Origin of the sequence: Serratia sp. AXJ-M (assembly GCF_046531865.1) — a bacterium.
In the GTDB taxonomy this organism is placed as follows: domain Bacteria; phylum Pseudomonadota; class Gammaproteobacteria; order Enterobacterales; family Enterobacteriaceae; genus Serratia; species Serratia liquefaciens.
Window position 1 is genome coordinate 4,924,969 of the sequence record NZ_CP059394.1, and the last position, 20,967, is coordinate 4,945,935.

At 55.9% G+C, this 20,967-nt stretch carries 22 protein-coding genes; 8 read left to right on the forward strand and 14 right to left on the reverse strand.

Annotated features, from left to right (window positions below):
* Positions 1-42: 42 nt before the first annotated feature.
* The 13 genes from trpS to pilM all read right to left on the reverse strand — a co-directional run bounded on the left by trpS (position 43) and on the right by pilM (position 10,290).
* Positions 43-1,047, reverse strand: coding sequence for a tryptophan--tRNA ligase (gene trpS, locus H0S68_RS23020; protein ID WP_020837324.1), 1,005 nt, complete (start codon positions 1,045-1,047; stop codon positions 43-45).
* Positions 1,048-1,049: 2 nt separating this feature from the next.
* The gene (locus H0S68_RS23025; RefSeq protein WP_046372482.1) at positions 1,050-1,748 is read right to left on the reverse strand and encodes a phosphoglycolate phosphatase; all 699 of its coding nucleotides are present in this window, start codon (positions 1,746-1,748) and stop codon (positions 1,050-1,052) included.
* Positions 1,741-2,418 carry a ribulose-phosphate 3-epimerase gene (gene rpe / locus H0S68_RS23030; protein ID WP_020837326.1) on the reverse strand — a complete coding sequence of 226 codons (678 nt, stop codon included), beginning with the start codon at positions 2,416-2,418 and terminating at the stop codon, positions 1,741-1,743. The genes H0S68_RS23025 and rpe overlap by 8 nt, the downstream gene beginning before the upstream one ends.
* Before the next feature lie 56 nt (positions 2,419-2,474).
* On the reverse strand, positions 2,475-3,287 hold the full coding sequence (gene dam, locus H0S68_RS23035) for an adenine-specific DNA-methyltransferase (protein ID WP_128865271.1): 813 nt from the start codon (positions 3,285-3,287) through the stop codon (positions 2,475-2,477).
* Between the two features lie 278 nt (positions 3,288-3,565).
* The gene (locus tag H0S68_RS23040; RefSeq protein WP_128865272.1) at positions 3,566-4,588 is read right to left on the reverse strand and encodes an SPOR domain-containing protein; all 1,023 of its coding nucleotides are present in this window, start codon (positions 4,586-4,588) and stop codon (positions 3,566-3,568) included.
* Positions 4,589-4,746: 158 nt separating this feature from the next.
* Complete coding sequence (gene aroB / locus H0S68_RS23045; protein WP_020837329.1) at positions 4,747-5,844, reverse strand: 3-dehydroquinate synthase; 1,098 nt, start codon at positions 5,842-5,844, stop codon at positions 4,747-4,749.
* 93 nt (positions 5,845-5,937) lie between these two features.
* On the reverse strand, positions 5,938-6,459 hold the full coding sequence (gene aroK, locus H0S68_RS23050) for a shikimate kinase AroK (RefSeq protein ID WP_004391482.1): 522 nt from the start codon (positions 6,457-6,459) through the stop codon (positions 5,938-5,940).
* Between the two features lie 113 nt (positions 6,460-6,572).
* Positions 6,573-6,803, reverse strand: a complete 231-nt coding sequence (locus tag H0S68_RS23055; protein ID WP_020837331.1) for a hypothetical protein — start codon at positions 6,801-6,803, stop codon at positions 6,573-6,575.
* Between the two features lie 6 nt (positions 6,804-6,809).
* Positions 6,810-8,051, reverse strand: a complete 1,242-nt coding sequence (gene hofQ, locus H0S68_RS23060; protein ID WP_201895932.1) for a DNA uptake porin HofQ — start codon at positions 8,049-8,051, stop codon at positions 6,810-6,812.
* On the reverse strand, positions 8,048-8,404 hold the full coding sequence (locus H0S68_RS23065) for a HofP DNA utilization family protein (RefSeq protein WP_116691646.1): 357 nt from the start codon (positions 8,402-8,404) through the stop codon (positions 8,048-8,050). The genes hofQ and H0S68_RS23065 overlap by 4 nt, the downstream gene beginning before the upstream one ends.
* Positions 8,397-8,915, reverse strand: a complete 519-nt coding sequence (locus tag H0S68_RS23070; RefSeq protein WP_201895931.1) for a hypothetical protein — start codon at positions 8,913-8,915, stop codon at positions 8,397-8,399. The genes H0S68_RS23065 and H0S68_RS23070 overlap by 8 nt, the downstream gene beginning before the upstream one ends.
* Positions 8,908-9,444, reverse strand: a complete 537-nt coding sequence (locus H0S68_RS23075; protein WP_201895930.1) for a PilN domain-containing protein — start codon at positions 9,442-9,444, stop codon at positions 8,908-8,910. The genes H0S68_RS23070 and H0S68_RS23075 overlap by 8 nt, the downstream gene beginning before the upstream one ends.
* 3 nt (positions 9,445-9,447) lie before the next feature.
* On the reverse strand, positions 9,448-10,290 hold the full coding sequence (gene pilM, locus H0S68_RS23080) for a type IV pilus biogenesis protein PilM (protein WP_201895929.1): 843 nt from the start codon (positions 10,288-10,290) through the stop codon (positions 9,448-9,450).
* A gap of 122 nt (positions 10,291-10,412) precedes the next feature.
* Here pilM and mrcA point away from each other — a divergent pair, with 122 nt between their 5' ends.
* Positions 10,413-12,971: a peptidoglycan glycosyltransferase/peptidoglycan DD-transpeptidase MrcA gene (mrcA, locus tag H0S68_RS23085; protein ID WP_041415065.1), complete on the forward strand. Its 2,559-nt coding sequence runs from the start codon at positions 10,413-10,415 to the stop codon at positions 12,969-12,971.
* Positions 12,972-13,021: 50 nt separating this feature from the next.
* Here the strand turns inward: mrcA and nudE are convergent, their stop codons facing one another.
* Positions 13,022-13,576: an ADP compounds hydrolase NudE gene (gene nudE / locus H0S68_RS23090; RefSeq protein WP_006319109.1), complete on the reverse strand. Its 555-nt coding sequence runs from the start codon at positions 13,574-13,576 to the stop codon at positions 13,022-13,024.
* Between the two features lie 467 nt (positions 13,577-14,043).
* Here nudE and H0S68_RS23095 point away from each other — a divergent pair, with 467 nt between their 5' ends.
* The 7 genes from H0S68_RS23095 to H0S68_RS23125 all read left to right on the forward strand — a co-directional run bounded on the left by H0S68_RS23095 (position 14,044) and on the right by H0S68_RS23125 (position 20,952).
* A complete protein-coding gene (locus tag H0S68_RS23095) occupies positions 14,044-16,176 on the forward strand; it encodes an intracellular growth attenuator family protein (RefSeq protein ID WP_198640138.1) in 2,133 nt (710 codons plus the stop codon).
* A gap of 104 nt (positions 16,177-16,280) precedes the next feature.
* Entirely contained in the window at positions 16,281-16,961 is a 681-nt protein-coding gene (yrfG, locus tag H0S68_RS23100; RefSeq protein WP_046372475.1) for a GMP/IMP nucleotidase, read from the forward strand.
* The gene (gene hslR, locus H0S68_RS23105; protein ID WP_020837348.1) at positions 16,958-17,365 is read left to right on the forward strand and encodes a ribosome-associated heat shock protein Hsp15; all 408 of its coding nucleotides are present in this window, start codon (positions 16,958-16,960) and stop codon (positions 17,363-17,365) included. Before yrfG ends, hslR begins: the two co-directional genes overlap by 4 nt.
* Before the next feature lie 25 nt (positions 17,366-17,390).
* Entirely contained in the window at positions 17,391-18,269 is an 879-nt protein-coding gene (hslO, locus tag H0S68_RS23110) for an Hsp33 family molecular chaperone HslO (RefSeq protein ID WP_020837350.1), read from the forward strand.
* A 196-nt stretch (positions 18,270-18,465) separates the two neighbouring features.
* Positions 18,466-20,085: a phosphoenolpyruvate carboxykinase (ATP) gene (gene pckA / locus H0S68_RS23115; RefSeq protein WP_020837351.1), complete on the forward strand. Its 1,620-nt coding sequence runs from the start codon at positions 18,466-18,468 to the stop codon at positions 20,083-20,085.
* A gap of 127 nt (positions 20,086-20,212) precedes the next feature.
* Positions 20,213-20,476 carry a FitA-like ribbon-helix-helix domain-containing protein gene (locus tag H0S68_RS23120; protein ID WP_046372474.1) on the forward strand — a complete coding sequence of 88 codons (264 nt, stop codon included), beginning with the start codon at positions 20,213-20,215 and terminating at the stop codon, positions 20,474-20,476.
* The gene (locus tag H0S68_RS23125; protein WP_046372473.1) at positions 20,473-20,952 is read left to right on the forward strand and encodes a type II toxin-antitoxin system VapC family toxin; all 480 of its coding nucleotides are present in this window, start codon (positions 20,473-20,475) and stop codon (positions 20,950-20,952) included. The genes H0S68_RS23120 and H0S68_RS23125 overlap by 4 nt, the downstream gene beginning before the upstream one ends.
* The last annotated feature ends 15 nt before the right edge of the window (positions 20,953-20,967 follow it).

The following is a 20,967-nucleotide window of genomic DNA, read 5'->3' on the forward strand; positions in this document are numbered from 1 at the left end:
TAAAAAAAGCGGCCAATGGCCGCTTTTCTTTTATGGCGAGGATCACTGTGGCGACACGAAGCCAACCGCCTGGTAAACCTTGGCCAACGTTTCCTGTGCACGCGCACGAGCCTTGGCCGCACCGTCACGCATCACCTGCTGCAGCAAGGCCTCGTCATTGCGGAAACGGTGGTAACGCTCCTGCAGCTCACCCAGCATGCCTGATACCGCTTCGGCTACCGCACCTTTCAGGTGGCCGTACATCTGGCCTTCAAACTCGGCTTCCAACTGAGCGATGCTCTTGCCGGTCACACCGGCGAGAATATCCAGCAGGTTTGATACCCCTGCCTTGTTCGCCACGTCGTAACGCACTACCGGCGGCTCTTCGGAGTCAGTCATCGCACGTTTGATTTTCTTGCTCACCGCTTTCGGATCTTCCAGCAGGCCAATCACGTTGTTGCGGTTATCGTCCGACTTGGACATTTTCTTGGTCGGCTCTTGCAGCGACATCACGCGAGCGCCGGACTTAGGAATAAACGGCTCAGGGACTTTGAACACGTCACCGTACAGCGCATTGAAACGCTGACCAATGTCACGGCTCAGTTCCAGATGTTGCTTCTGGTCTTCACCGACCGGAACCTGGTTGGTCTGGTACAGCAGGATATCCGCCGCCATCAGCACCGGGTAGCTGAACAGGCCGGCGTTGATGTTTTCCGCATAGCGTGCGGATTTGTCTTTGAACTGGGTCATGCGGCTCAGTTCGCCGAAATAGGTATAGCAGTTCAACACCCAGCTCAGTTGCGTATGCTCCGGCACGTGAGACTGTACGAAGATGGTGCTCTTTTGCGGATCGATGCCGCAGGCCAGATACAGCGCCAGCGTGTCCAGCGTAGCTTTGCGCAGTTTTTCTGCGTCCTGACGTACGGTGATCGCATGCAAATCAACGATGCAGTAGATGCAGTCATAATCGTCCTGCATTTTCTCCCACTGACGCAGGGCACCCATGTAGTTGCCAATGGTCAGTTCACCGGACGGCTGTGCGCCGCTAAATACGATGGGCTTACTCATGTTTAAATTTCCTGATTCTCTAAAGATGACAGCCCAAGAGCGGGCAACAAATCGGCAAAGCGCTCCAACACGCGGTCGGGATGGCTCAGGGCAATCGCCTCGCCGTAGTTATAACCATAGGTCAGCGCGGCGCTAGGGCAGCCAGCCGCCTGCGCCGCCTGAATATCGTTGCGGGAATCGCCCACAAACAGCAACTCGTTGGTGCGCAGGCCCAATTTGCCGAGGACCAGATACAGCGGTGCCGGGTGCGGTTTCTTTTCCACCACGTCATCGCCGCCGATAATCAGCGAAAAGTCATCGAGAATGCCCAATGCGGCCAACAGTGGTGCGACAAACGGCGTCGGTTTGTTGGTCACCAGCGCCATGGGATACCCTTGCGCAGCTAATTGGGCCAGCGTTTCCTTCACCTGCGGAAACAGACGGCTGCCGCTGTCCACGGTTTGCGCATAGAAGTGATCAAAACGTTCGCGCAGTTGTTGGCAGTGTTCCGGGGTGGCTTCCACCTCAGCCCAGCGCAGCGCGCGTTGTACCAGCACGTCTGCGCCATTGCCAATCCAGGTGCTGACCCGGTCTTCGCCGGCCTGCGGCAGACCCATTTCCGCCAGCGCCATATCAATAGCGGCCGCCAATCCCGGCGCGCTGTCTACCAGCGTGCCATCGAGATCAAAGGCCAGAGCGCGGATGGCACTAAAATCAGCCATGCGTCACCTTCGCCAGTTCGCTACGCATATCATCAATCACCCGGCGATAGTCCGGCTTGCCGAAGATGGCTGAACCGGCGACAAACATGTCTGCACCGGCTGCGGCGATTTCGGCGATGTTGTCGACTTTCACGCCGCCATCCACTTCCAAACGGATATCGCGACCGCTTTCGTCGATCAGCTTGCGCACCTGGCGCAGCTTATCCAAAGTGCCGTGGATAAACGACTGGCCGCCAAAGCCAGGGTTGACCGACATCAGCAGGATCACGTCGATTTTGTCCATCACGTAATCGAGATAGCTCAGCGGCGTCGCCGGGTTGAATACCAAGCCGGCTTTACAGCCGTGCTCTTTAATCAATTGAATGGTGCGATCGACGTGTTCGGAGGCTTCCGGATGGAAAGAGATGTAACTGGCACCCGCTGCGGCGAAGTCCGGCACTATGCGGTCTACCGGCTTCACCATCAGATGCACGTCAATCGGTGCGGTGATGCCGTAGTTACGCAGCGCCTGACAAACCATCGGCCCGATGGTCAGATTGGGAACGTAGTGGTTATCCATCACGTCGAAGTGCACTACGTCGGCACCTGCGGCCAGCACGTTGGCTGTGTCTTCACCCAGGCGAGCAAAATCTGCCGACAAAATGGACGGGGCAATCAAAAATTTTTTCATCCGCTATCTCCAAACGTAGGGTTCGAATTTGTTATACGCCGGGGCGTAACCCCGGTTTAACGATAAAGCGCCAAAAGTTCATTCACTTTGCTGCGGCCGAGAATATTGCGGCTGATGGTGCGACGCGCTTTCACAACAAACAGCGAGGCGTGCTGATACCAGTCACGCGTCAGTTCGGTATCGTGGTTGGAAATCAATACCGGCACCTGGCTTTCTACTGAAAGCTGATGTGCCATCAACGCCAGGCTTTGTTGATCGGCCATGCTGAAGCTGTTGGTGTGGTAGGCGGTAAAATTCGCCGTCGCCGATAATGGCGCATACGGCGGATCGCAATACACCACGGTACCACGCTCGGCTTTTGCCATGGTATCCCGGTAATGCTCGCAGACAAAAGTGGCGTTGCGGGATTTTTCGGCGAACCAGTACAGCTCTTCTTCCGGGAAGTACGGTTTCTTGTAACGTCCAAAGGGAACGTTGAACTCGCCACGCAGGTTATATCGGCACAGACCGTTATAGCAGTGGCGGTTCAGATAAAGAAACAGCAGCGCGCGGCGATAAGGATCGGCACTAGTATTGAACTGTTCGCGCAGCAGGTAAAACTGATCCGACTTATTGAATTCATCGGTGAAAAGAAGGCGGGCATCACGCACGAAGTCATCCGTACGCAGCTTAACGATGTTATACAGGTTAATAAGATCGCTGTTGATGTCGGCGAGAATATAGGCATCGTATTCCGTGTTCAGAAAGACTGAACCCGCACCCACGAAGGGCTCGATTAAGCAGTCGCCTGCTGGCAGATGACGACGAATCTCGTCCACCAGCGGGTATTTTCCACCAGCCCATTTTAAAAAAGCGCGGTTTTTCTTCATGCCGTCAATTAGCTACTTATTATACAATTCAGAGCGGCGGATTGTACTCTGTTTCAGACAGCACATCAGCGCACAAATTTAAGTGATTGATACCCTTAATACTTCAAGCCGCAGCATCGTTGGCCACGCACGGTTATTTGTGCCTGTTTCCAGGCAACTTCAGTCATCTGTCGCGGGTTAACTGGCGCACCCCGATTAACATGGGCGCAGCATGCTGCGCCCCTTAATGTCTGAAACCCCTGCTCTTGCCGTCTGACTGCAGCTTGAAATCTACCGGGTTACTTTTTCAGTTCTTGCTGTACCTGGCGTACAGGTCGAACCCATGGTTTTTTCGCCTGAACATCCGCCGGCAGCGTCGCGATTGCGCGCTTCGCTTCTGCCGAAGAGGCATAGTTGCCACTCACCAGCACATACCAAGGTTTACCGTCACGCTGGGTTGCGTACACCAGATAATGCTGCAGTTTCTGCTGCTTGGCGTAGGCATTGAGCGTATCGGAACGCGAGGCACTGCTCAGTTGCAGAGTGTAATGGCCTGCCGGTGCAGATTGCAGCGAACCCGCGTTGCCGCTTACGGCTCCCGCCTTGGCACTTGCCGCTCCCGCTTTGGCGGAAGAGGTCGGCGCCGGTGTATACACCGTGGTTGGCGCTTTGTGCTGCGAGGTCGTAGCCGTCGGCTTGCTGACGGTTTTTGCCGGCGTTTTGTGTTGCTGTGGCGCCGTTCCCTGAACCGGGCGTACGGTTTCTTTCGCCGTTGCGCCATTCATCAGAGTCGCAGGAGCCGTCGGCAGGGTCGAAGCCGGCCCCGTCATGCCCTGCGTCGCGGTATCAATCTGCCCCTGCTGGGCCGACAGCGCGTCCGACATATTGCCCGGCAAATCGACCCGTTGCTGCGCGCCGCCCTGCGGCTGCTGCGGTTGCGCTTCCGTCGGGGTGCTGGCGATCGGTGGAACGCTGACGGTTTGCGGCTGCGAACTGCTGCTCACACCGTTATTGTCATTGGTGTCGGTAGTACCACCCGGAACGCCGGAATTACCGGCCGTCAGCGACGAAGAACCGGACAGGTTAATGTCTTTGGCCGCGCCATTTTGCGCGCCTTCCTGGGCCGCTTCATGCTTGGTTGGCGCTTTTAGCGCCGAGCCAATGCCGACAATCAGCAATAACAGCACCAAAATACCGATACCAATCATTAAATGCTGACGCGAAACGGCAAAACGCGGTCCCGGAGCCGGTTTGCGCGAACGTGCAGGACGACGATCGCTGCTATCAGGTCTGAGATCGTCTTCCGGTTTAAACTCATCCATCTGAAACCCTCCAACTAGAGGCAAAAGCCCACCACTGTAGATCTACCGTGGCACGGGCAGATTAACCCGATGATGTCAAAGCGACGCCATGCCTGCTTTGCATATAATTAATATAGATGTAAACGGCGGCTAAGCCACTGTTACTTCGTCCGATTTACTTAGGCATTCCCTGCAGGAAGGCAAGCTGCGATGGAAGCAAGCACCATTTCATGCCCAACTCCGCCGCGGACTTCCGCCTGGCCAATGGCCGTCGGCAGTACCAGACGCAGTTCACCGGCCAGTACTTTCTTATCGCGCATCATATGTGGCAAATAAGATTCCGGTGCCATTTCCTGCGGACCACACACCGGCAAGCCAGCGCGTAATAACAGTGCTTTGATACGTTCAATATCTTCGGCGGAGAACTGACCGAGACGGTGCGCGGTTTCTGCCGCCATCACCATGCCGGCAGCGACGGCCTCACCGTGCAACCATACACCATAGCCCATTTCGGCTTCGATAGCATGGCCGTAAGTATGGCCCAGATTCAGCAGCGCACGCAGACCGCTTTCGCGTTCGTCAGCGGCAACGACCTCAGCCTTAAGTTCACAGCAACGGCGGATGCAATAGGCCAAAGCCTGCATGTCCAACGCCACCAGAGCATCAATATTGTTTTCCAGCCAGACAAAGAAATCGCGATCGAGAATAATCCCGTACTTGATCACTTCAGCCAAACCAGAGGAGAGCTCACGCGCCGGCAAGGTTTTCAGGCAATCCAGATCAACCACCACTGAAGCGGGTTGATAGAAGGCACCGATCATGTTTTTACCGAGCGGATGATTGACGGCGGTTTTACCGCCAACGGAAGAGTCCACCTGCGACAGCAGAGTGGTAGGGACCTGAATAAAGCGGACTCCGCGCTGATAACACGCGGCGGCAAAACCGGTTAGATCGCCTACCACGCCGCCGCCAAGGGCAATCAGCGTGGTATCGCGACCGTGCGGTTTTTCCAACAGCGCCGAGAACACCTGCTCGAGCACGGCAAGAGATTTGTACTGTTCGCCATCAGGTAAAATCACCTGATCCACCATGACGCCAGCCTGTTCCAGCACCTTCCGGACGTGGTCCAGATAGAGTGGCGCCAGGGTTTGGTTGGTGACCAGCATAACCTGCTCACCCGCCTTCAGCGGCATAAAAGAAGCCGGATCGTTGAACAATCCGGCGGCTATGGTAATCGGGTAGCTGCGCTCCCCAAGCGTTACGGTAATTCTCTCCATGTCGCGCTCAGTTCTCAGTGTGGTTTATCCCCGCTACTGCGGGGAACACAATCAGTCTTTCCGCATTTGCCGTGGCGAACACGGAAACCGCAATCAGTTGCTTTCCAGCATGTTGATAATCTGGTTGGCAACCACTTTGGCGCTTTGATCGTCGGTGCGGATGGTGACATCTGCAATTTCTTCGTATAACGGATTGCGCTCTTTCGCCAGCGCTTCAAGCACTTCACGCGGAGGAGAATCAACCTGCAGCAGCGGACGCTTTTTGTCGCGCTGGGTTCGGGCCAATTGCTTCTCGATAGTGGTTTCCAGGTACACCACTACGCCACGCGCCGACAGACGGTTACGCGTTTCACGCGATTTAACCGAACCGCCGCCGGTAGCCAGCACGATGCCTTGCTTTTCCGTCAGTTCATTAATGACTTTTTCTTCACGATCGCGGAAACCTTCTTCACCTTCCACGTCGAATACCCAGCCCACGTCAGCTCCGGTACGTCGCTCAATTTCTTGATCGGAGTCGAAAAACTCCATATTGAGTTGCTGAGCTAACTGACGGCCAATAGTGCTTTTGCCGGCACCCATAGGCCCAACCAGAAAGATATTGCGTTTCTCTGCCATGTTTTTCGGTATTACTAAGACAATTCGTTAATGTTAACCCGCCCCGCCAATCAAATCAGCGGCGGGACCTAAACTGAAACCTCATGAACGATAGTGCGAGATCAGACGGAAAATTATCTCAACACTCTTGGTAGTTTGGCAACCGAATAAATCGCAATCCACGCCGCAGGAGGGAAACCATACGTTTTTAACGGCGTCTTGGCGCTAACAAAAAAACCTCGGTGCTCAATTCGGTAACCCTTGTAAGCTAAATCGGTCGCAGCGTCAAACGCAGATGCCCCCAAGGCGATAAAAAAGTGCATCTGCTCATCAACTTTAGGTGATTTCCCACGAACCTGACACATTGCCGCTCAGGCCTTAATCAATGTCGGAGTAATGAATATCACCAGCTCACGCCGTTTATGCTGCTTGCTGCTCTGTTTGAACAAAGATCCCAGCAGTGGCACATCGCCAATACCGGGCACCTTATCTGCCCCCTGGGCGCTATGGCGCTGAAATACGCCGCCCAAAACAATGGTTTCGCCATCTTTCACCGTCACCTGGGTTTTGATCTCCTGCTTATCTATCGCCAGCGTCTCGCCTGTCGCGCGGCTGATGGAGCGCCCCGGCATGTTCTGACTGATTTGCAACGTCAGGGTAATACGGCCATTCGGCAAAATTTTTGGCGTCACCTCCATGCCCAGCACCGCCTCTTTAAATTCTATCGATGTCGCCCCGCTGGCACCGCTGTTCACCTCATAGGGAATTTCCGTCCCTTGCTTGATACTGGCGGTCTGCAGATTGGCGGTCAGCAGGCGTGGGCTGGCGATAATTTCCACCCGGTTCTCCTGTTCCAGCGCCATCAGTTCCAGATCGAGCAAACGGCCACCGATTCGTGCCAGATGAAAACCGGCGCTGACGGCGCTACGCTCCAACGGCAACGCCACGTTGAAGCCATCCAATTGCCATGACTTTGCTGGCCGCTCGTCCGGCGCCAGCCCCCAACGCACACCAAGCTCCCGCAAGCTTTCGCTGTTAATAGTGACGATATGCGCCGCTAACTGCACCTGCGCCAATGGCACATCCATCTCCGCGATCCGCTGCGTCAATAACGCCACTATCGGTGCGGTATCGCGGAGCAGCACGGCATTGGTGCGTTTGTCCGCCACCAGGCTGCCCCGCTCACTCAACAAGGTACCGTCCTGAGCATTCAGATTTTCAGCAATCTCCGTCGCATCGGCATGATTCAGCGGCAGGGTCACGCTGTGTAATGGCTGTTTTTGCGCTAAAGCCAGCTGTTGTCGTTGCTTTTCCTGTTCGCTTGGTTCGGGAAACACCATCATCACGTTGCCCTCCAGCGTCATAGTCAGTTTCCCCACGCGTAAAATCACGGCCAGCGCCTGCCGCCAGGGTACCTTATCCAACCGCAGCGTCAGGTTTCCCCCCACGCCTGCGGCGGTGACAACATTAAGCTGCTGATGATCCGCCAGCGCCTGCAATACCACAGCCACAGGCGCATCCTGAAACTCCAGAGAAATGGGGTCAGGCTCCTGTGCTATGTTTGCGAACGCACTCCCCCACAGCAAAGCTGCAAGCCAACGACATCCTTTCATTTTTCTTCCTTATGCTTTCCCAACGCCAACACCACCCTATCCTCGGCAACCGAACAGGCCGGATTACTCTGAACCGCGCTTAACGTCACTTGCCGCTCCAGTATCTGCTCAACCTGCCAACGCCCAGCCAGTAGCGTTTGGCTGGGTTTGACTCGCAACCACTTTCCGCCCGGCGTAACTATCCAGGCAAAACGCAGCCTCTCGTGTCCGAGGGTACCTTTTAAGCGCCAATTCACCGGCGACTCTGCCGCAGCAGGACAGTCGGGGGAAGGCAGCGGTCGAAAAGGATCCCGTGGCTGCGCCAGCAGCGCCATCGGTAGCAACAACAGCCAGAACCCAAGGTTTTTATTCATAGGGGGCAACCCGCGCAGCCTCAGCCACATCCTGGAAAGTGAAATGCACCGACACCCCCTCCGTCTGCGTTTCAACAGTCATCTGATCGATGCGTAGCCTGGTAGGCAATTTTTCCAGCAGCCTTAATAAGCTGCCGTACTCAAGATGCAGCCGTAGGGCTTGCCGCGAGGCATTTTCCTGCTGCTGCCAGCGTTGCAGCCCGGCCCCCACTCGCTGCAATACGTCCAGCAACGCTTCATTAGCCACCGGTGAGGGCTTAATCTGTTGCAGTTGTTGATTGAGAGCCTCCATTGTCGGCATCCGGGCCAATTCTGCCCACAGCGGAGACATTTGTTGCGTTAGGCGTTGCCGCTCCACCTGGGTCTGCCCCAGTTGCTGCCATTTGTCCTGTAGCAGCAGAAGGCCGAACAGCAGGATCGGGCCGCTCAACGCCAGCCACTGCATCAGCAACAGCTTCCACCCCGGCAGGTGCAAGCATCTCGTTAGCCAGCGCGGTAGAGGCTTATTCATCCCGCCCCCACTGTGCCGTCAGGGTAAATGAAAACAAACCATCCTGACGCTGCACCACCTCAGTCAGGCGGCCGTGCTGCAACAACGGCAACGCAACTAGCCGTTGCTCAAACTGAGTCACCGCCTCATAACGGCGGCTCAGGCCCCGCAGACGGATATTTTGTGCATTAGTATCCAATGCGATAAGCCACAACGCTGCGGGCAACAGGGGCGACAGCTGTTGCAGCAATTGAAGGTAACGTCGGTTGTGCACCCCATTTCTGCCCTGTTGCTCCACCTGCGCGGTTAAGCGTGCCAGGCGAGCCATTGCCCGTTGCCGTTGCTGAAAACGTTCCGTCAATTCCGTCTGCTGCCCGACCAGCGTCAAAAGTGCCAGATACTCTTGATCCTGCTGACGGTTTAACAATCCCAAAACCCCCGTCAGCACCGCCGCAGCCAGCGCCAGTTGCAACACCAACAGGCGCAACCAGAAAGTGGCGCGCCGACGCTGAGCTCGAGTGCGCCAGGGCAAAAGATTAACCTGATACATCAGCTAGTTGTCCTCTGTGCGCAGCGCCAACCCCCCGGCTAATACAAATGCCGCCGGTATAAGGGGCTGCGGTGGACGCAGCTGACTAAAAGCGCTAAACGGAGACCAGGACAAACATCCTGGCGGAGGCAGCTCATCCAGCACGCTGCTATAGTAAATTTGCTGCGTAGCAAGTGGCGGGCAGGCGGCATGCATTGCCGCCAGCGCCTGACCCGCCTCTGTGGCCTCCACCATTGGGACAACCCCATAGGCAAAGGACCTAGAAGGTGATGCAACCCATAACCACTCCAGCTCGAGGCGATGCAGCAAACCGGTTTCGGGCGACACGCCTGCCGCTGTCGCCATCGTGCGAAGCGCGCAAGGGGTAATATCCACCGCCTGCGGCTGCAAATTGGCTTGGTGCAAGCAATGCAGCCACTGTTCCAGCTCCTGCTGTCGCGCAGCGGTAAGCAGCAAAGTGGCAGCGTCTGCCGGTGATGGACGGTAATCCAGAGCCAGCGACTGGCTGTCCAGCGGGAACTGTTTTAATCCCTGGTTGGTGATGTATTCACCGCGAGCCGGCTCTTTCAGCCTGGCGTCCGGCAGCGGCATCTGCTGCTGTAAAACCCGCTGCGCGGGCAAAGCAATGCGTAAGGAAATATGTCTTGGTAACTGAATTCGCCATTGTCGCAGCGCCTGAATCAGCAGCTCGGGGTGTTCGAGGCAGCCTTCTCGCAACACCGGTTGCGGTAGCCTTTGTTGCCACCAGTGACGCAGTTGCCAACCGTTGCGGCGGCGCTGTACCGCCAGGGCGCGAATGCAGTGACTTTGTATATCCAGCCCCACCTGCCATGCTTGAGTGAACATATTTCGCCCGACCTCCATATCGTCAGATGATAAAAGAACATATCCATGTTGCAGGCTTGCCTTTATACTACCGCGCGGTTGTTTATAAACTGCCCAAATGACATGAAAATGGGAAATCTCAGGTGAAGTTCGTAAAGTATTTACTAATCCTTGCAGTGTGTTGCATCGTGTTGGGGGCAGCCTCGATCTTTGGCTTGTACAAATATGTCGAGCCGCAGTTGCCTGACGTTGCGACGCTGAAAGATGTGCGGCTGCAAATACCGATGCAGGTTTACAGCGCCGACGGCGAACTGATCGCCCAATACGGTGAGAAACGCCGTATTCCGCTGAAGCTGAACCAAATTCCACCGGTTATGGTGCATGCGTTTATCGCCACCGAAGACAGCCGCTTCTATGAGCATCATGGCGTCGACCCGGTCGGTATCTTCCGTGCCGCCTCTATTGCGCTGGTCTCCGGCCATGCGTCCCAGGGGGCGAGTACCATTACCCAGCAGTTGGCGAGAAACTTCTTCTTAAGCCCGGAACGCACCCTGATGCGAAAAATCAAGGAAGCTTTCCTGGCGATTCGCATCGAACAGATGCTGAGCAAAGACGAAATTCTCGAGCTGTACCTGAACAAAATCTATCTGGGGTATCGCGCCTATGGCGTGGGTGCCGCGGCTCAGGTTTATTTCGGTAAAGACGTTAGCCAGCTCACCTTAAGCGAAATGGCGACCATCGCCGGCTTGCCGAAAGCACCGTCTACCTTCAACCCGCTTTACTCCCACGATCGCGCCGTCGCGCGCCGCAACGTGGTGCTGTCGCGCATGATGGATGAGCATTACATCACTCAGGCGCAGTACGATCAGGCCCGTAGCGAAGAACTGGTGGCCAACTACCATGCACCGGAAATCAGCTTCTCCGCCCCGTATCTCTCCGAGATGGTGCGCCAGGAGATGATCAAGCGTTATGGCGACAACGCCTATACCGACGGTTACAAGGTCTACACCACCATCACCAAAAAGCTGCAGCTGGCGGCGCAGGAGTCGGTACGCAACAACGTGCTGGCCTACGATATGCGCCACGGTTACCGCGGCCCGTCCAACGTGCTGTGGAAAGTTGGTGAAGCGGCGTGGGATCAAAAACAGATCGTCGATTCGTTGAAGAATCTGCCGAACTACGGCCCGCTGTCTCCGGCGGTGATTGTCTCGGCCAACGCCGAAGAAGCGACGGCGATGATGGCTGACGGCAGCCACATTGCGCTACCGATGGCGACCATGCGTTGGGCGCGTCCTTACAAATCAGATACTCAGCAGGGCCCAACGCCGAAACGCGTCACCGACGTAGTGCAGGCCGGTCAGCAAGTCTGGGTACGTAAGGTGGGCGAAAATTGGTGGCTGTCACAGGTGCCGGACGTCAACTCGGCCCTGGTGTCGATCAATCCGAATGACGGGGCCGTGAAGGCGCTGGTCGGCGGGTTCGACTTCAACCAGAGCAAGTTCAACCGCGTTACCCAGGCGCTGCGTCAGGTCGGTTCCAATATCAAACCTTTCCTGTACACCGCCGCGATGGACAAGGGCCTGACCCTGGCAACCATCCTGAATGACCTGCCGATCACCCGTTGGGATCCGGGCGCCGGTACCGACTGGCGACCGAAAAACTCACCGCCAACCTACGATGGGCCAATTCGTCTGCGTCAGGGTCTGGGACAGTCGAAGAACGTAGTGATGGTGCGTGCGATGCGTGCGATGGGCGTCGACTATGCGGCAGAATACCTGCAGCGTTTCGGCTTCCCGGCACAGAACATCGTGCACACCGAATCGCTGGCGTTAGGCTCCGCGTCGTTCACCCCTATGCAACTGGTGCGCGGCTATGCGGTTCTGGCCAACGGCGGTTACCTGGTGGATCCGTACTTTATCACCAAGATTGAAGACGATAGCGGCAACACGGTGTTCGAAACCAAGCCGAAGATTGTCTGCAGCAGCTGTAACCTGCCGGTGATCTACGGTGATACCCACCGTTCCGCCGTACTTTCTGAAGACAATATTGAAAATGTCGCTACGTCGCAGGAAGGCAAGAATGGCAGCGTGCCGATGCCGCAACTGGAGCAGGTGACTCCGGCTCAGGTGCTCCAGGATGGCGATCAGCAGTATGCGCCACACGTGATCAGCACCCCGCTGGCGTTCCTGATGCATGACGCGCTGAACAGTAACATTTTCGGCGAACCGGGCTGGATGGGCACCGCATGGCGTGCTGGCCGTGACCTGAAGCGTCGTGATATCGGCGGCAAAACCGGGACCACCAACAGCTCGAAAGATGCCTGGTTCTCCGGCTATGGCCCGGATACCGTGACCTCGGTATGGATTGGCTTTGATGACCATCGCCGTGACCTTGGCCGTGCTACGGCTTCAGGCGCGATACCGGATCAGGTTTCCGGCGGCGAAGGCGGTGCGAAGAGTGCACAGCCGGCATGGGACGACTTTATGAAAACCGCGCTGGAAGGCATTCCGGAGCAGAAGGTCACTCCACCACCCGGCATCATCAGCGTCACCATCGACAAGAGCAGCGGCAAGCTTTCTGGCGGCGGCGGCGGCAGTCGCTCCGAGTACTTCATCGAAGGGACTCAGCCAACGGACTACCCATCGCGAGATACCGGCACGACGTTGACGGATCCCGGCGGCGAGAGCCACGAGCTGTTCTAACAAAAAAGGGCCAGAGAAATCTGGCCCTTTTTTTATCTAGCAATCAACGATTAACGTGAACCGCGTAAAAATGCCTCGGTCAGGAACAGCGCACTGACATTGCGAGCCTCACGGAAATCCGGTTCGGCCAGCAACGCCATCATATCGGCAATCGGCCAGCGTACCTGCGGCAAGGGCTCCGGCTCATCCCCTTCCAGACTCTGCGGGTAGAGATCGTGCGCCAGCACGATATTCATTTTGCTGGAAAAGTACGAAGGGGCCATCGTCAGCTTGCTGAGGAAATCAAAACGTTTGGCGCCAAACCCCACCTCTTCCATCAGTTCACGGTTGGCCGCCTCCAACACACCCTCACCGGGATCGATCAACCCCTTGGGGAACCCCAGCTCATAAGATTCGGTACCCACCGCATATTCACGGATCAGCAGCAAGTCATCGCCAATCACCGGCACAATCATCACGGCCTCACGGTCCGAGGGCCGCATCCGCTCATACACCCGCCGTACACCGTTACTGAACTCCAGATCGACGGACTCAACGTTAAATAAACGCGAACGTGCGACCGTTTCAACTTTCAGAATTTTAGGTTTTTGCAGGTGTTTATCCATGATTGCCTCAAATGAGTTATCCGGCGGCAGGCCACAACATCAGGCGTGATGACGCAGATAACCAGAATAATGATTGGCGTGACGCGCAGTTCACTTGCGCTCAAACGCTGACCAAAACCGATCTTGATCACATTGTGCGTTAATGAGAACCTTTGCCGCAACGAGCACAAGCAGTAATTTACTTTTTTTTAACAACTGTAGCCAGCACCTGCCGATTTTCTGTCTTTCTCGGGTAAAAAAGAGTGCATTAAAATAAGATAATGCCGATACCGATAGAAGAGCCCGATTGCTATCATCACGCAGGTAAGACATGGCGATAAAACGGGCAGTTATTATCAATAAATGAGATCCCGGCGGAGAATCTTTCCTCCCGTCACTGTTCAGGGTGTCTCTTGGTGATTTGACTGCGTATAATGCGCCACGATTCATCAGGTTGGTGAGGTTCACGGGTCCAAGATGGGGATAGCATGAGCACAATAGTGTTGATATTGGCCTTAGTGCTTGCCTGCCTGATTGCCGCTGGCCTGTATCTCTGGTTTAAAGCCCGCAATCAGCCGCTGCTCACGCGCGCGTTGCCCTTTATCAAACCCACACACCGTAAACTGACCGGCGAAGAGCGCACCGCCGTCGAGCATTATCTCGGCCAGCAAAATAAGCTGAGCAACAAACTGTTGCCCGGTAACGGCTCATTGCCTTCCGCCAAGCTGGCGCTGACCCCGCAAAGCGATAACGTCTACCCCATTACCCACGCCATTACCCGCTATGGGCTGGCCAGCGATGAACCCAACAAGTGGCGCTATTATCTGGACGCCGAAGAGGTGCATCTGCCACCGTTCTGGGAACAGTACATCAGCGCCGATAACCATGTGGAAGTGATCAGAACCCAGACGTTACCGCTGGTTATCTCCCTCAACGGGCATTCGCTGAAAGACCATATTCACGATCGGCCGCAACCGCCGGTGGTGAAAGCAGCCCCGAGCCAAAATGCCTCCATTCGCAAGGAAGAGAGCGAGCATGTCGAGCTGGTGAATATCCGCAAGGAAACGCCGGAAGAACATGCGCTAACTCGCCCGAACGGCATCAAGGAAGCCGCCGTTATCTCGGCTGCCCTGCTGCTGCTGTTCTTCAGCCTGATAAGCCCGGTGGTGGTCATTCCCTGGATGATAGTGGTCGCCGTGCTGATGATCGCCTGGGGTTGCTGGAATCTGTTCCGTCGGCCGACATCACGCGAACTGAAAGAAGTGCACTGCCTGCGTGGCACCCCCAAGCGTTGGGGGCTGTTTGGCGAATCTAATCAGGGGCAGATCAGCAATATCTCTCTCGGCATCATCGATCTTATTTATCCGCCGCACTGGCAGCCTTATATCACCCAGGATCTGGGCAAGACCACCGACGTGGATATCTACCTTAACCGCCAGGTGTTGCGCCAGGGACGCTTCCTTTCTCTGCATGATGAGGTGAAAAACTTCCCGTTGCAGCAGTGGGGCAGAAACGCGGTGCTGATGGCCAGTTCGTTTTTGGTGCTGGTGCTGCTGCTGACCTATATTCCGCTAAGCCTGCCGCTTAAGCTGAGCATGGCCTGGCTGCAGGGCGCGCAAAAAATCGAAGTGACCAACGTTCAGGCTCTCGAAGGCGCCACCTTGCGCATCGGCGATACCCTGAAAGCTCAAGGCAACGGTATGTGTTATGTGCCGCCACCGGTCAGCGGTTCGCACACCTCCAACTTTATGCCTTTCGACTGCTCAGGCATTTACTGGAACAACGCAGCCCCCCTGCCGCAGCCGGAATCAGACGTCATCGACAAAGCTTCAGCGTTGCTGGCGACGGTCAATACTCAGTTGCATCCCGACGGTACCGATCAGAAACTCAACCCGCAGCTGGCCAGCGCGATTGAGAAATCCGGCATGATCCTGCTGGACGATTTTTCCGATATCGTGCTGAAAACGCAGGATCTGTGCCAGGCGGACAACGACTGCGTTCGGCTGAAAAACGCCCTGGTGAACCTGGGTAACGTTAAAAACTGGGCAACCCTGGTAAAACGGGCCAAGTCGGGCGCTTTGCAGGGGGTCAACGTGTTGCTGCGCCCGGTGAGTGCCGAATCGCTGGAAAGCCTGACCAAGGTTGCCGCATCGTCGTTTGTCTACAGCGAAACCCGGCAGGCCGCCGCCGCGCTCAACAGCCCTCCACCTGGCGGGTTCCTGATCAGCAGCGATGAAGGCAAACAGCTGGTCAATCACCCACAGCCTGCGGTCCCCTTAAACGAGTACAACGCGCTCGATCAATGGAATGAACTGCAACGTCTGGCCAGCATGCTGTTGCATACGCCGTTTGAAGCTCAGGGCGTGATCACCAGTATCAGCGTCGATGCCAACGGCACACGCCATATTGCGCTGCACAGCGAGCCGGATATCATCACCCTGTGGCGCTATCTCGGTACCAGCCTGCTGCTGCTGACGGTCGCCGTCGTTCTGGGCTACAACACCTGGCGACTGGTGCAGCGCCGCCGCATCAACCAGCACCGAACCGCCGATATCCAGCGCTATTACGAAAGCTGCTTTAACCCGCAGCTCTCCCCGATGTCATTGCGGCCAATGCCCTGAGTCGTTCGCAGGCCTGCAGGCCTGCTTCCTGTCATCCGCTTATGCTACGCTAACGCTATTCCCCTTATCCTGCGGACCCCCGACGGTTCGCCTATGGAGTTTTCATGGTTCCCGAGTTTGACTGGCGTGAAATTGATACCGTGCTGCTGGATATGGACGGCACCCTGCTCGATCTGGAGTTCGACAGCCACTTTTGGCTCAGCCTGGTGCCACAAGCCCTGAGCGAGCAGCGTGCTATTCCCTTCGACGAAGCGCGTAAAATCATTCACCAGGAATATTTGGCGGTGCAGCACACCATGAACTGGTACTGCTTCGACTACTGGAGCGAACGGCTGGATCTTGATATTTACCGCATGACCACTGAGGTTGGCAGCCGAGCCCGCCTGCGTGAGGATACCGAGCCCTTTTTGCAGGCATTGCGAGCCGCAGGTCACCGGACTATCCTGTTGACCAACGCCCATCCGCACAGCCTGGCGGTAAAAATTGAGCATACCGGTTTGGATCGCCACCTTGATTTATTACTTTCTACCCACACATTTGGTTATCCGAAAGAAGATCAGCGTTTGTGGCAGGCCGTGCAGCAACACACCGGATTTGATCCGCAACGCACCCTGTTCGTCGACGACGGTGAACCTATTCTGGATGCTGCCCGCACCTTCGGTATTCGCTATTGCCTGGGCGTGCAGAATCCGGACTCCAGCATGGCGGAGAAAACCTTTCGACACTACCCGGCAATGCGCGACTACCGCCTGTTGATACCGGCGTTAGCCAAGGGGGAGCAATGAAAGATAAGGAAACACGGGACGACGCGGTCCGGCTGGATAAGTGGCTTTGGGCGGCTCGTTTCTACAAAACCCGCGCGTTGGCGCGGGACATGATCGACGGCGGCAAGGTGCACTATAACGGACAGCGCGGTAAGCCGAGCAAGAATGTCGAGCTCAATGCCGAGATCAAGCTGCGTCAGGGTAACGATGAACGCACGGTGATCGTTCTGGCTCTGGCCAGCCAACGGCGCGGCGCCGACGAGGCGCAGCAAATGTATCAGGAAACCGAAGCCAGCATCGCCAATCGAGAGAAAGTGGCGCTCGCACGCAAGATGAATGCGCTGACCATGCCGCATCCGGACCGCCGTCCGGACAAGAAAGAGCGGCGCGACCTGATTAAATTTAAATTTGGTGAGCAGGAATAACCCCTCGCCGCAATGAGAGAAAACTATGTCTAACCATGACCAATTGCACCGTTACCTGTTTGAAAACTACGCGGTGCGCGGTGAGCTGGTTACCGTCAGCGAAACCTATCAGCAGGTCCTGAACAACCATGATTATCCGGCGCCGGTTAAAAAACTGCTGGGTGAACTGCTGGTGGCCACCAGCCTGCTGACCGCAACCTTGAAGTTCGACGGCGATATCACCGTACAATTACAGGGTGATGGCCCGCTGAAGCTGGCCGTGATTAACGGCAACAACCGCCAGGAAATGCGTGGCGTAGCGCGCGTACAGAGCGAAATCGCCGATGACAGCACGCTGCATCAGTTGATCGGCAACGGCGTCATGGTGATCACCATCGCGCCAACCGAAGGCGAGCGCTATCAGGGCGTAGTGGCACTGGAAGGCGAAACGCTGGCCGAATGCCTTGAGGCTTACTTCCGCCAGTCCGAACAGCTGCCAACCCGTCTGTTCATTCGCACCGGCGAGTTCGAAGGCCAACCGGCCGCGGGCGGTATGTTGCTGCAGGTGCTGCCGGCACAGGACGGCAATGCCGATGATTTCGATCATCTGGTACAACTGACCAACACGGTGAAAAGCGAAGAGCTGTTCAGCCTGCCGGCCAATGAAGTGCTGTATCGCCTGTATCACCAGGAAGAAGTCACTCTGTATGAACCACAGGACGTGATCTTCCGTTGCACCTGTTCACGTCAGCGCTGCGCTGATGCGTTGGTCACCTTGCCAACCGACGAAGTGGCCCAAATGCTGGAGCAGGATGGCAATATCGATATGCACTGCGATTACTGCGGCAATCACTATGTGTTTGACGCCGTAGACGTTGCCGCCTTGTACACCGGTAACACCGGTGACAGCGATCAGTTGCACTAAGTAGCACCCCATATCGGCGGGCGCGCCCTGCGCCCGCTCATTCACCTCGTTTGCACGTTTGCTTTTTTCCGTGTGCTATCTCTCAGATCGTAACGAAAAACCGACTAAAACGTTAAATATTTGATACCTATCGCGGTTACTCGCTGCTGAATCCCTACAATTGGCGCCAGAAATTCTGTGACCAAGGAGTAGTGACATGCGTGTTAAAGGTATAACCCCTCAGGATCTGGCCGCTTATGGGATTCATAACGTCGGCGAAATCGTTCACAACCCGAGTTATGACTTGCTGTTCAAGGAAGAAACAGACCCATCTCTGGAAGGTTATGAGCGTGGGGTCGTAACCAAGCTGGGTGCTGTATCCGTCGACACCGGTATTTTTACCGGCCGTTCCCCGAAAGATAAGTACATCGTCCGTGACGACATCACCCGTGACACCGTCTGGTGGGCCGATCAGGGTAAAGGCAAAAACGACAACAAACCCCTCAGTCCGGAAATTTGGGCTGACCTGAAACAGCTGGTCACCACGCAGCTCTCCGGCAAACGCCTGTTTGTGGTGGATACCTTCTGCGGCGCCAACGCCGACTCACGCTTGAAAGTCCGCTTTATCACCGAGGTGGCCTGGCAGGCGCACTTCGTCAAAAACATGTTCATTCGCCCGACGGAAGAAGAACTGCAGGATTTCGAACCGGACTTCGTGGTGATGAACGGCGCCAAATGCACTAACCCGAACTGGCAGCAACAGGGCCTGAACTCGGAAAACTTTGTCGCTTTCAACCTGACCGAACGCATGCAGCTGATTGGCGGCACCTGGTACGGCGGCGAAATGAAAAAGGGTATGTTCTCCATGATGAACTACCTGCTGCCGCTGAAAGGCATCGCTTCCATGCACTGCTCGGCTAACGTGGGTGAAAAAGGTGACGTGGCGGTGTTCTTCGGCCTGTCCGGCACCGGCAAAACCACCCTGTCTACCGATCCAAAACGCCAGCTGATTGGCGATGACGAACACGGCTGGGATGACGACGGCGTGTTCAACTTCGAAGGCGGTTGCTACGCCAAAACCATCAAGCTGTCCGAAGAAGCCGAGCCGGATATCTATCACGCCATCAAACGCGATGCGCTGCTGGAAAACGTCACGGTGCTGGCCGACGGTACGATTGATTTCAACGACGGCTCGAAAACCGAAAACACCCGTGTTTCCTACCCGATCTATCACATCCAGAATATCGTCAAGCCAGTTTCCAAGGCCGGCCACGCCACCAAGGTGATTTTCCTGACTGCGGACGCCTTCGGCGTGTTGCCACCGGTTTCTCGCCTGACCGCCAACCAGACCCAGTACCACTTCCTGTCCGGCTTTACCGCCAAGCTGGCCGGTACCGAGCGCGGCGTGACCGAGCCGACCCCAACCTTCTCCGCCTGCTTCGGCGCAGCCTTCCTGTCGCTGCACCCAACGCAATACGCAGAAGTCCTGGTGAAGCGCATGCAGGCTGCGGGTGCCCAGGCCTACCTGGTCAACACCGGCTGGAACGGCACCGGTAAACGCATTTCGATCAAAGATACTCGCGGTATTATCGATGCGATCCTCAGCGGTGAAATCGATAAGGCAGAAACCATTACCCTGCCTATCTTCGATCTGGCGATGCCAACCTCACTGCCGGGCGTCAACCCGGATATCCTGGATCCGCGCGCCACTTACGCCAGCATTGAGCAATGGCAAGAGAAGGCACAGGATCTGGCCGAGCGTTTTGTCACCAACTTTGACAAATACACCGACACTCCAGCGGGTGCAGCGCTGGTCAGCGCCGGTCCAAAACTGTAATACCTTCCTTTTACAGCTTCAGCTAAGGCGTGGATATCACGCCTTTTTTTATTTTTATCGGTTGTTTTTTTGATCGGCACAACGAGATAATAATGCAGTGCAATCATTGATAGCAACGGAGGTTTCAATGGCTACCATAACCGTCAGAAATCTGGACGACGAAGTAAAGGAGTTGCTGCGCGTCTCGGCAGCAAAAAATGGCCATTCCATGGAGGAGGAAGCTCGCATGATTTTGAAACAGGCATTATTGAAAAAACCGCCGCGTTATGGGTTAGGCACCTGGATGCATCAACACTTTGCCGAGTTGGGCGGGGTTGAACTGGAGATCCCACCGCGCGATGCCACGCCGCCGCGTATTGTCACCTTTGACGACGACGATGACCAATTATGATTATTCTCGATACCAACGTGGTTTCAGAAACGTTGCGCCCCAACCCGCACTATAACGTCATCAGATGGCTGAATGAAAAAGACAATGATGAGCTTTATCTGAGTGCGATAGTTCTCGCCGAGTTGTTCAGTGGCGTTGCCTGTATGCCTGATGGGAAACGGCAGCGCGAATTCAAACACAAGCTGGCGGAGGCAGTGCAGATTAGATTTGATGAGCAAACCCTGCCATTTGATACACTCTGCGCGCTGCAATACGCGGAACTTATGGAGAAAAATCAGCGTCAGGGCAGGTTAATGGGCATCGTCGATACTCAAATCGCCGCCACCTGCCTGCATTACGGTGCCACCCTGGCCACGCGCAATACCCAAAACTTTATCCATTGCGGCATTGAGTTAATCGATCCCTGGCAGGCCACGACGGGCCGGCGTCTGCATGAAGAGGCAGCGGAATACTACGTGATGAGCAGGAAGTCCTGACGGGGGCGCAAACTG

What these genes read in the sequence shown, in the direction of transcription:
- trpS (WP_020837324.1), bottom strand. Translation starts at nt 1,047, where the DNA reads ATGAGTAAGCCCATCGTATTTAGCGGCGCACAGCCGTCCGGTGAACTG.
- H0S68_RS23025 (WP_046372482.1), bottom strand. Translation starts at nt 1,748, where the DNA reads ATGGCTGATTTTAGTGCCATCCGCGCTCTGGCCTTTGATCTCGATGGC.
- rpe (WP_020837326.1), bottom strand. Translation starts at nt 2,418, where the DNA reads ATGAAAAAATTTTTGATTGCCCCGTCCATTTTGTCGGCAGATTTTGCT.
- dam (WP_128865271.1), bottom strand. Translation starts at nt 3,287, where the DNA reads ATGAAGAAAAACCGCGCTTTTTTAAAATGGGCTGGTGGAAAATACCCG.
- H0S68_RS23040 (WP_128865272.1), bottom strand. Translation starts at nt 4,588, where the DNA reads ATGGATGAGTTTAAACCGGAAGACGATCTCAGACCTGATAGCAGCGAT.
- aroB (WP_020837329.1), bottom strand. Translation starts at nt 5,844, where the DNA reads ATGGAGAGAATTACCGTAACGCTTGGGGAGCGCAGCTACCCGATTACC.
- aroK (WP_004391482.1), bottom strand. Translation starts at nt 6,459, where the DNA reads ATGGCAGAGAAACGCAATATCTTTCTGGTTGGGCCTATGGGTGCCGGC.
- H0S68_RS23055 (WP_020837331.1), bottom strand. Translation starts at nt 6,803, where the DNA reads ATGTGTCAGGTTCGTGGGAAATCACCTAAAGTTGATGAGCAGATGCAC.
- hofQ (WP_201895932.1), bottom strand. Translation starts at nt 8,051, where the DNA reads ATGAAAGGATGTCGTTGGCTTGCAGCTTTGCTGTGGGGGAGTGCGTTC.
- H0S68_RS23065 (WP_116691646.1), bottom strand. Translation starts at nt 8,404, where the DNA reads ATGAATAAAAACCTTGGGTTCTGGCTGTTGTTGCTACCGATGGCGCTG.
- H0S68_RS23070 (WP_201895931.1), bottom strand. Translation starts at nt 8,915, where the DNA reads ATGAATAAGCCTCTACCGCGCTGGCTAACGAGATGCTTGCACCTGCCG.
- H0S68_RS23075 (WP_201895930.1), bottom strand. Translation starts at nt 9,444, where the DNA reads ATGTATCAGGTTAATCTTTTGCCCTGGCGCACTCGAGCTCAGCGTCGG.
- pilM (WP_201895929.1), bottom strand. Translation starts at nt 10,290, where the DNA reads ATGTTCACTCAAGCATGGCAGGTGGGGCTGGATATACAAAGTCACTGC.
- nudE (WP_006319109.1), bottom strand. Translation starts at nt 13,576, where the DNA reads ATGGATAAACACCTGCAAAAACCTAAAATTCTGAAAGTTGAAACGGTC.
- H0S68_RS23095 (WP_198640138.1), top strand. Translation starts at nt 14,044, where the DNA reads ATGAGCACAATAGTGTTGATATTGGCCTTAGTGCTTGCCTGCCTGATT.
- yrfG (WP_046372475.1), top strand. Translation starts at nt 16,281, where the DNA reads ATGGTTCCCGAGTTTGACTGGCGTGAAATTGATACCGTGCTGCTGGAT.
- hslR (WP_020837348.1), top strand. Translation starts at nt 16,958, where the DNA reads ATGAAAGATAAGGAAACACGGGACGACGCGGTCCGGCTGGATAAGTGG.
- hslO (WP_020837350.1), top strand. Translation starts at nt 17,391, where the DNA reads ATGTCTAACCATGACCAATTGCACCGTTACCTGTTTGAAAACTACGCG.
- pckA (WP_020837351.1), top strand. Translation starts at nt 18,466, where the DNA reads ATGCGTGTTAAAGGTATAACCCCTCAGGATCTGGCCGCTTATGGGATT.
- H0S68_RS23120 (WP_046372474.1), top strand. Translation starts at nt 20,213, where the DNA reads ATGGCTACCATAACCGTCAGAAATCTGGACGACGAAGTAAAGGAGTTG.
- H0S68_RS23125 (WP_046372473.1), top strand. Translation starts at nt 20,473, where the DNA reads ATGATTATTCTCGATACCAACGTGGTTTCAGAAACGTTGCGCCCCAAC.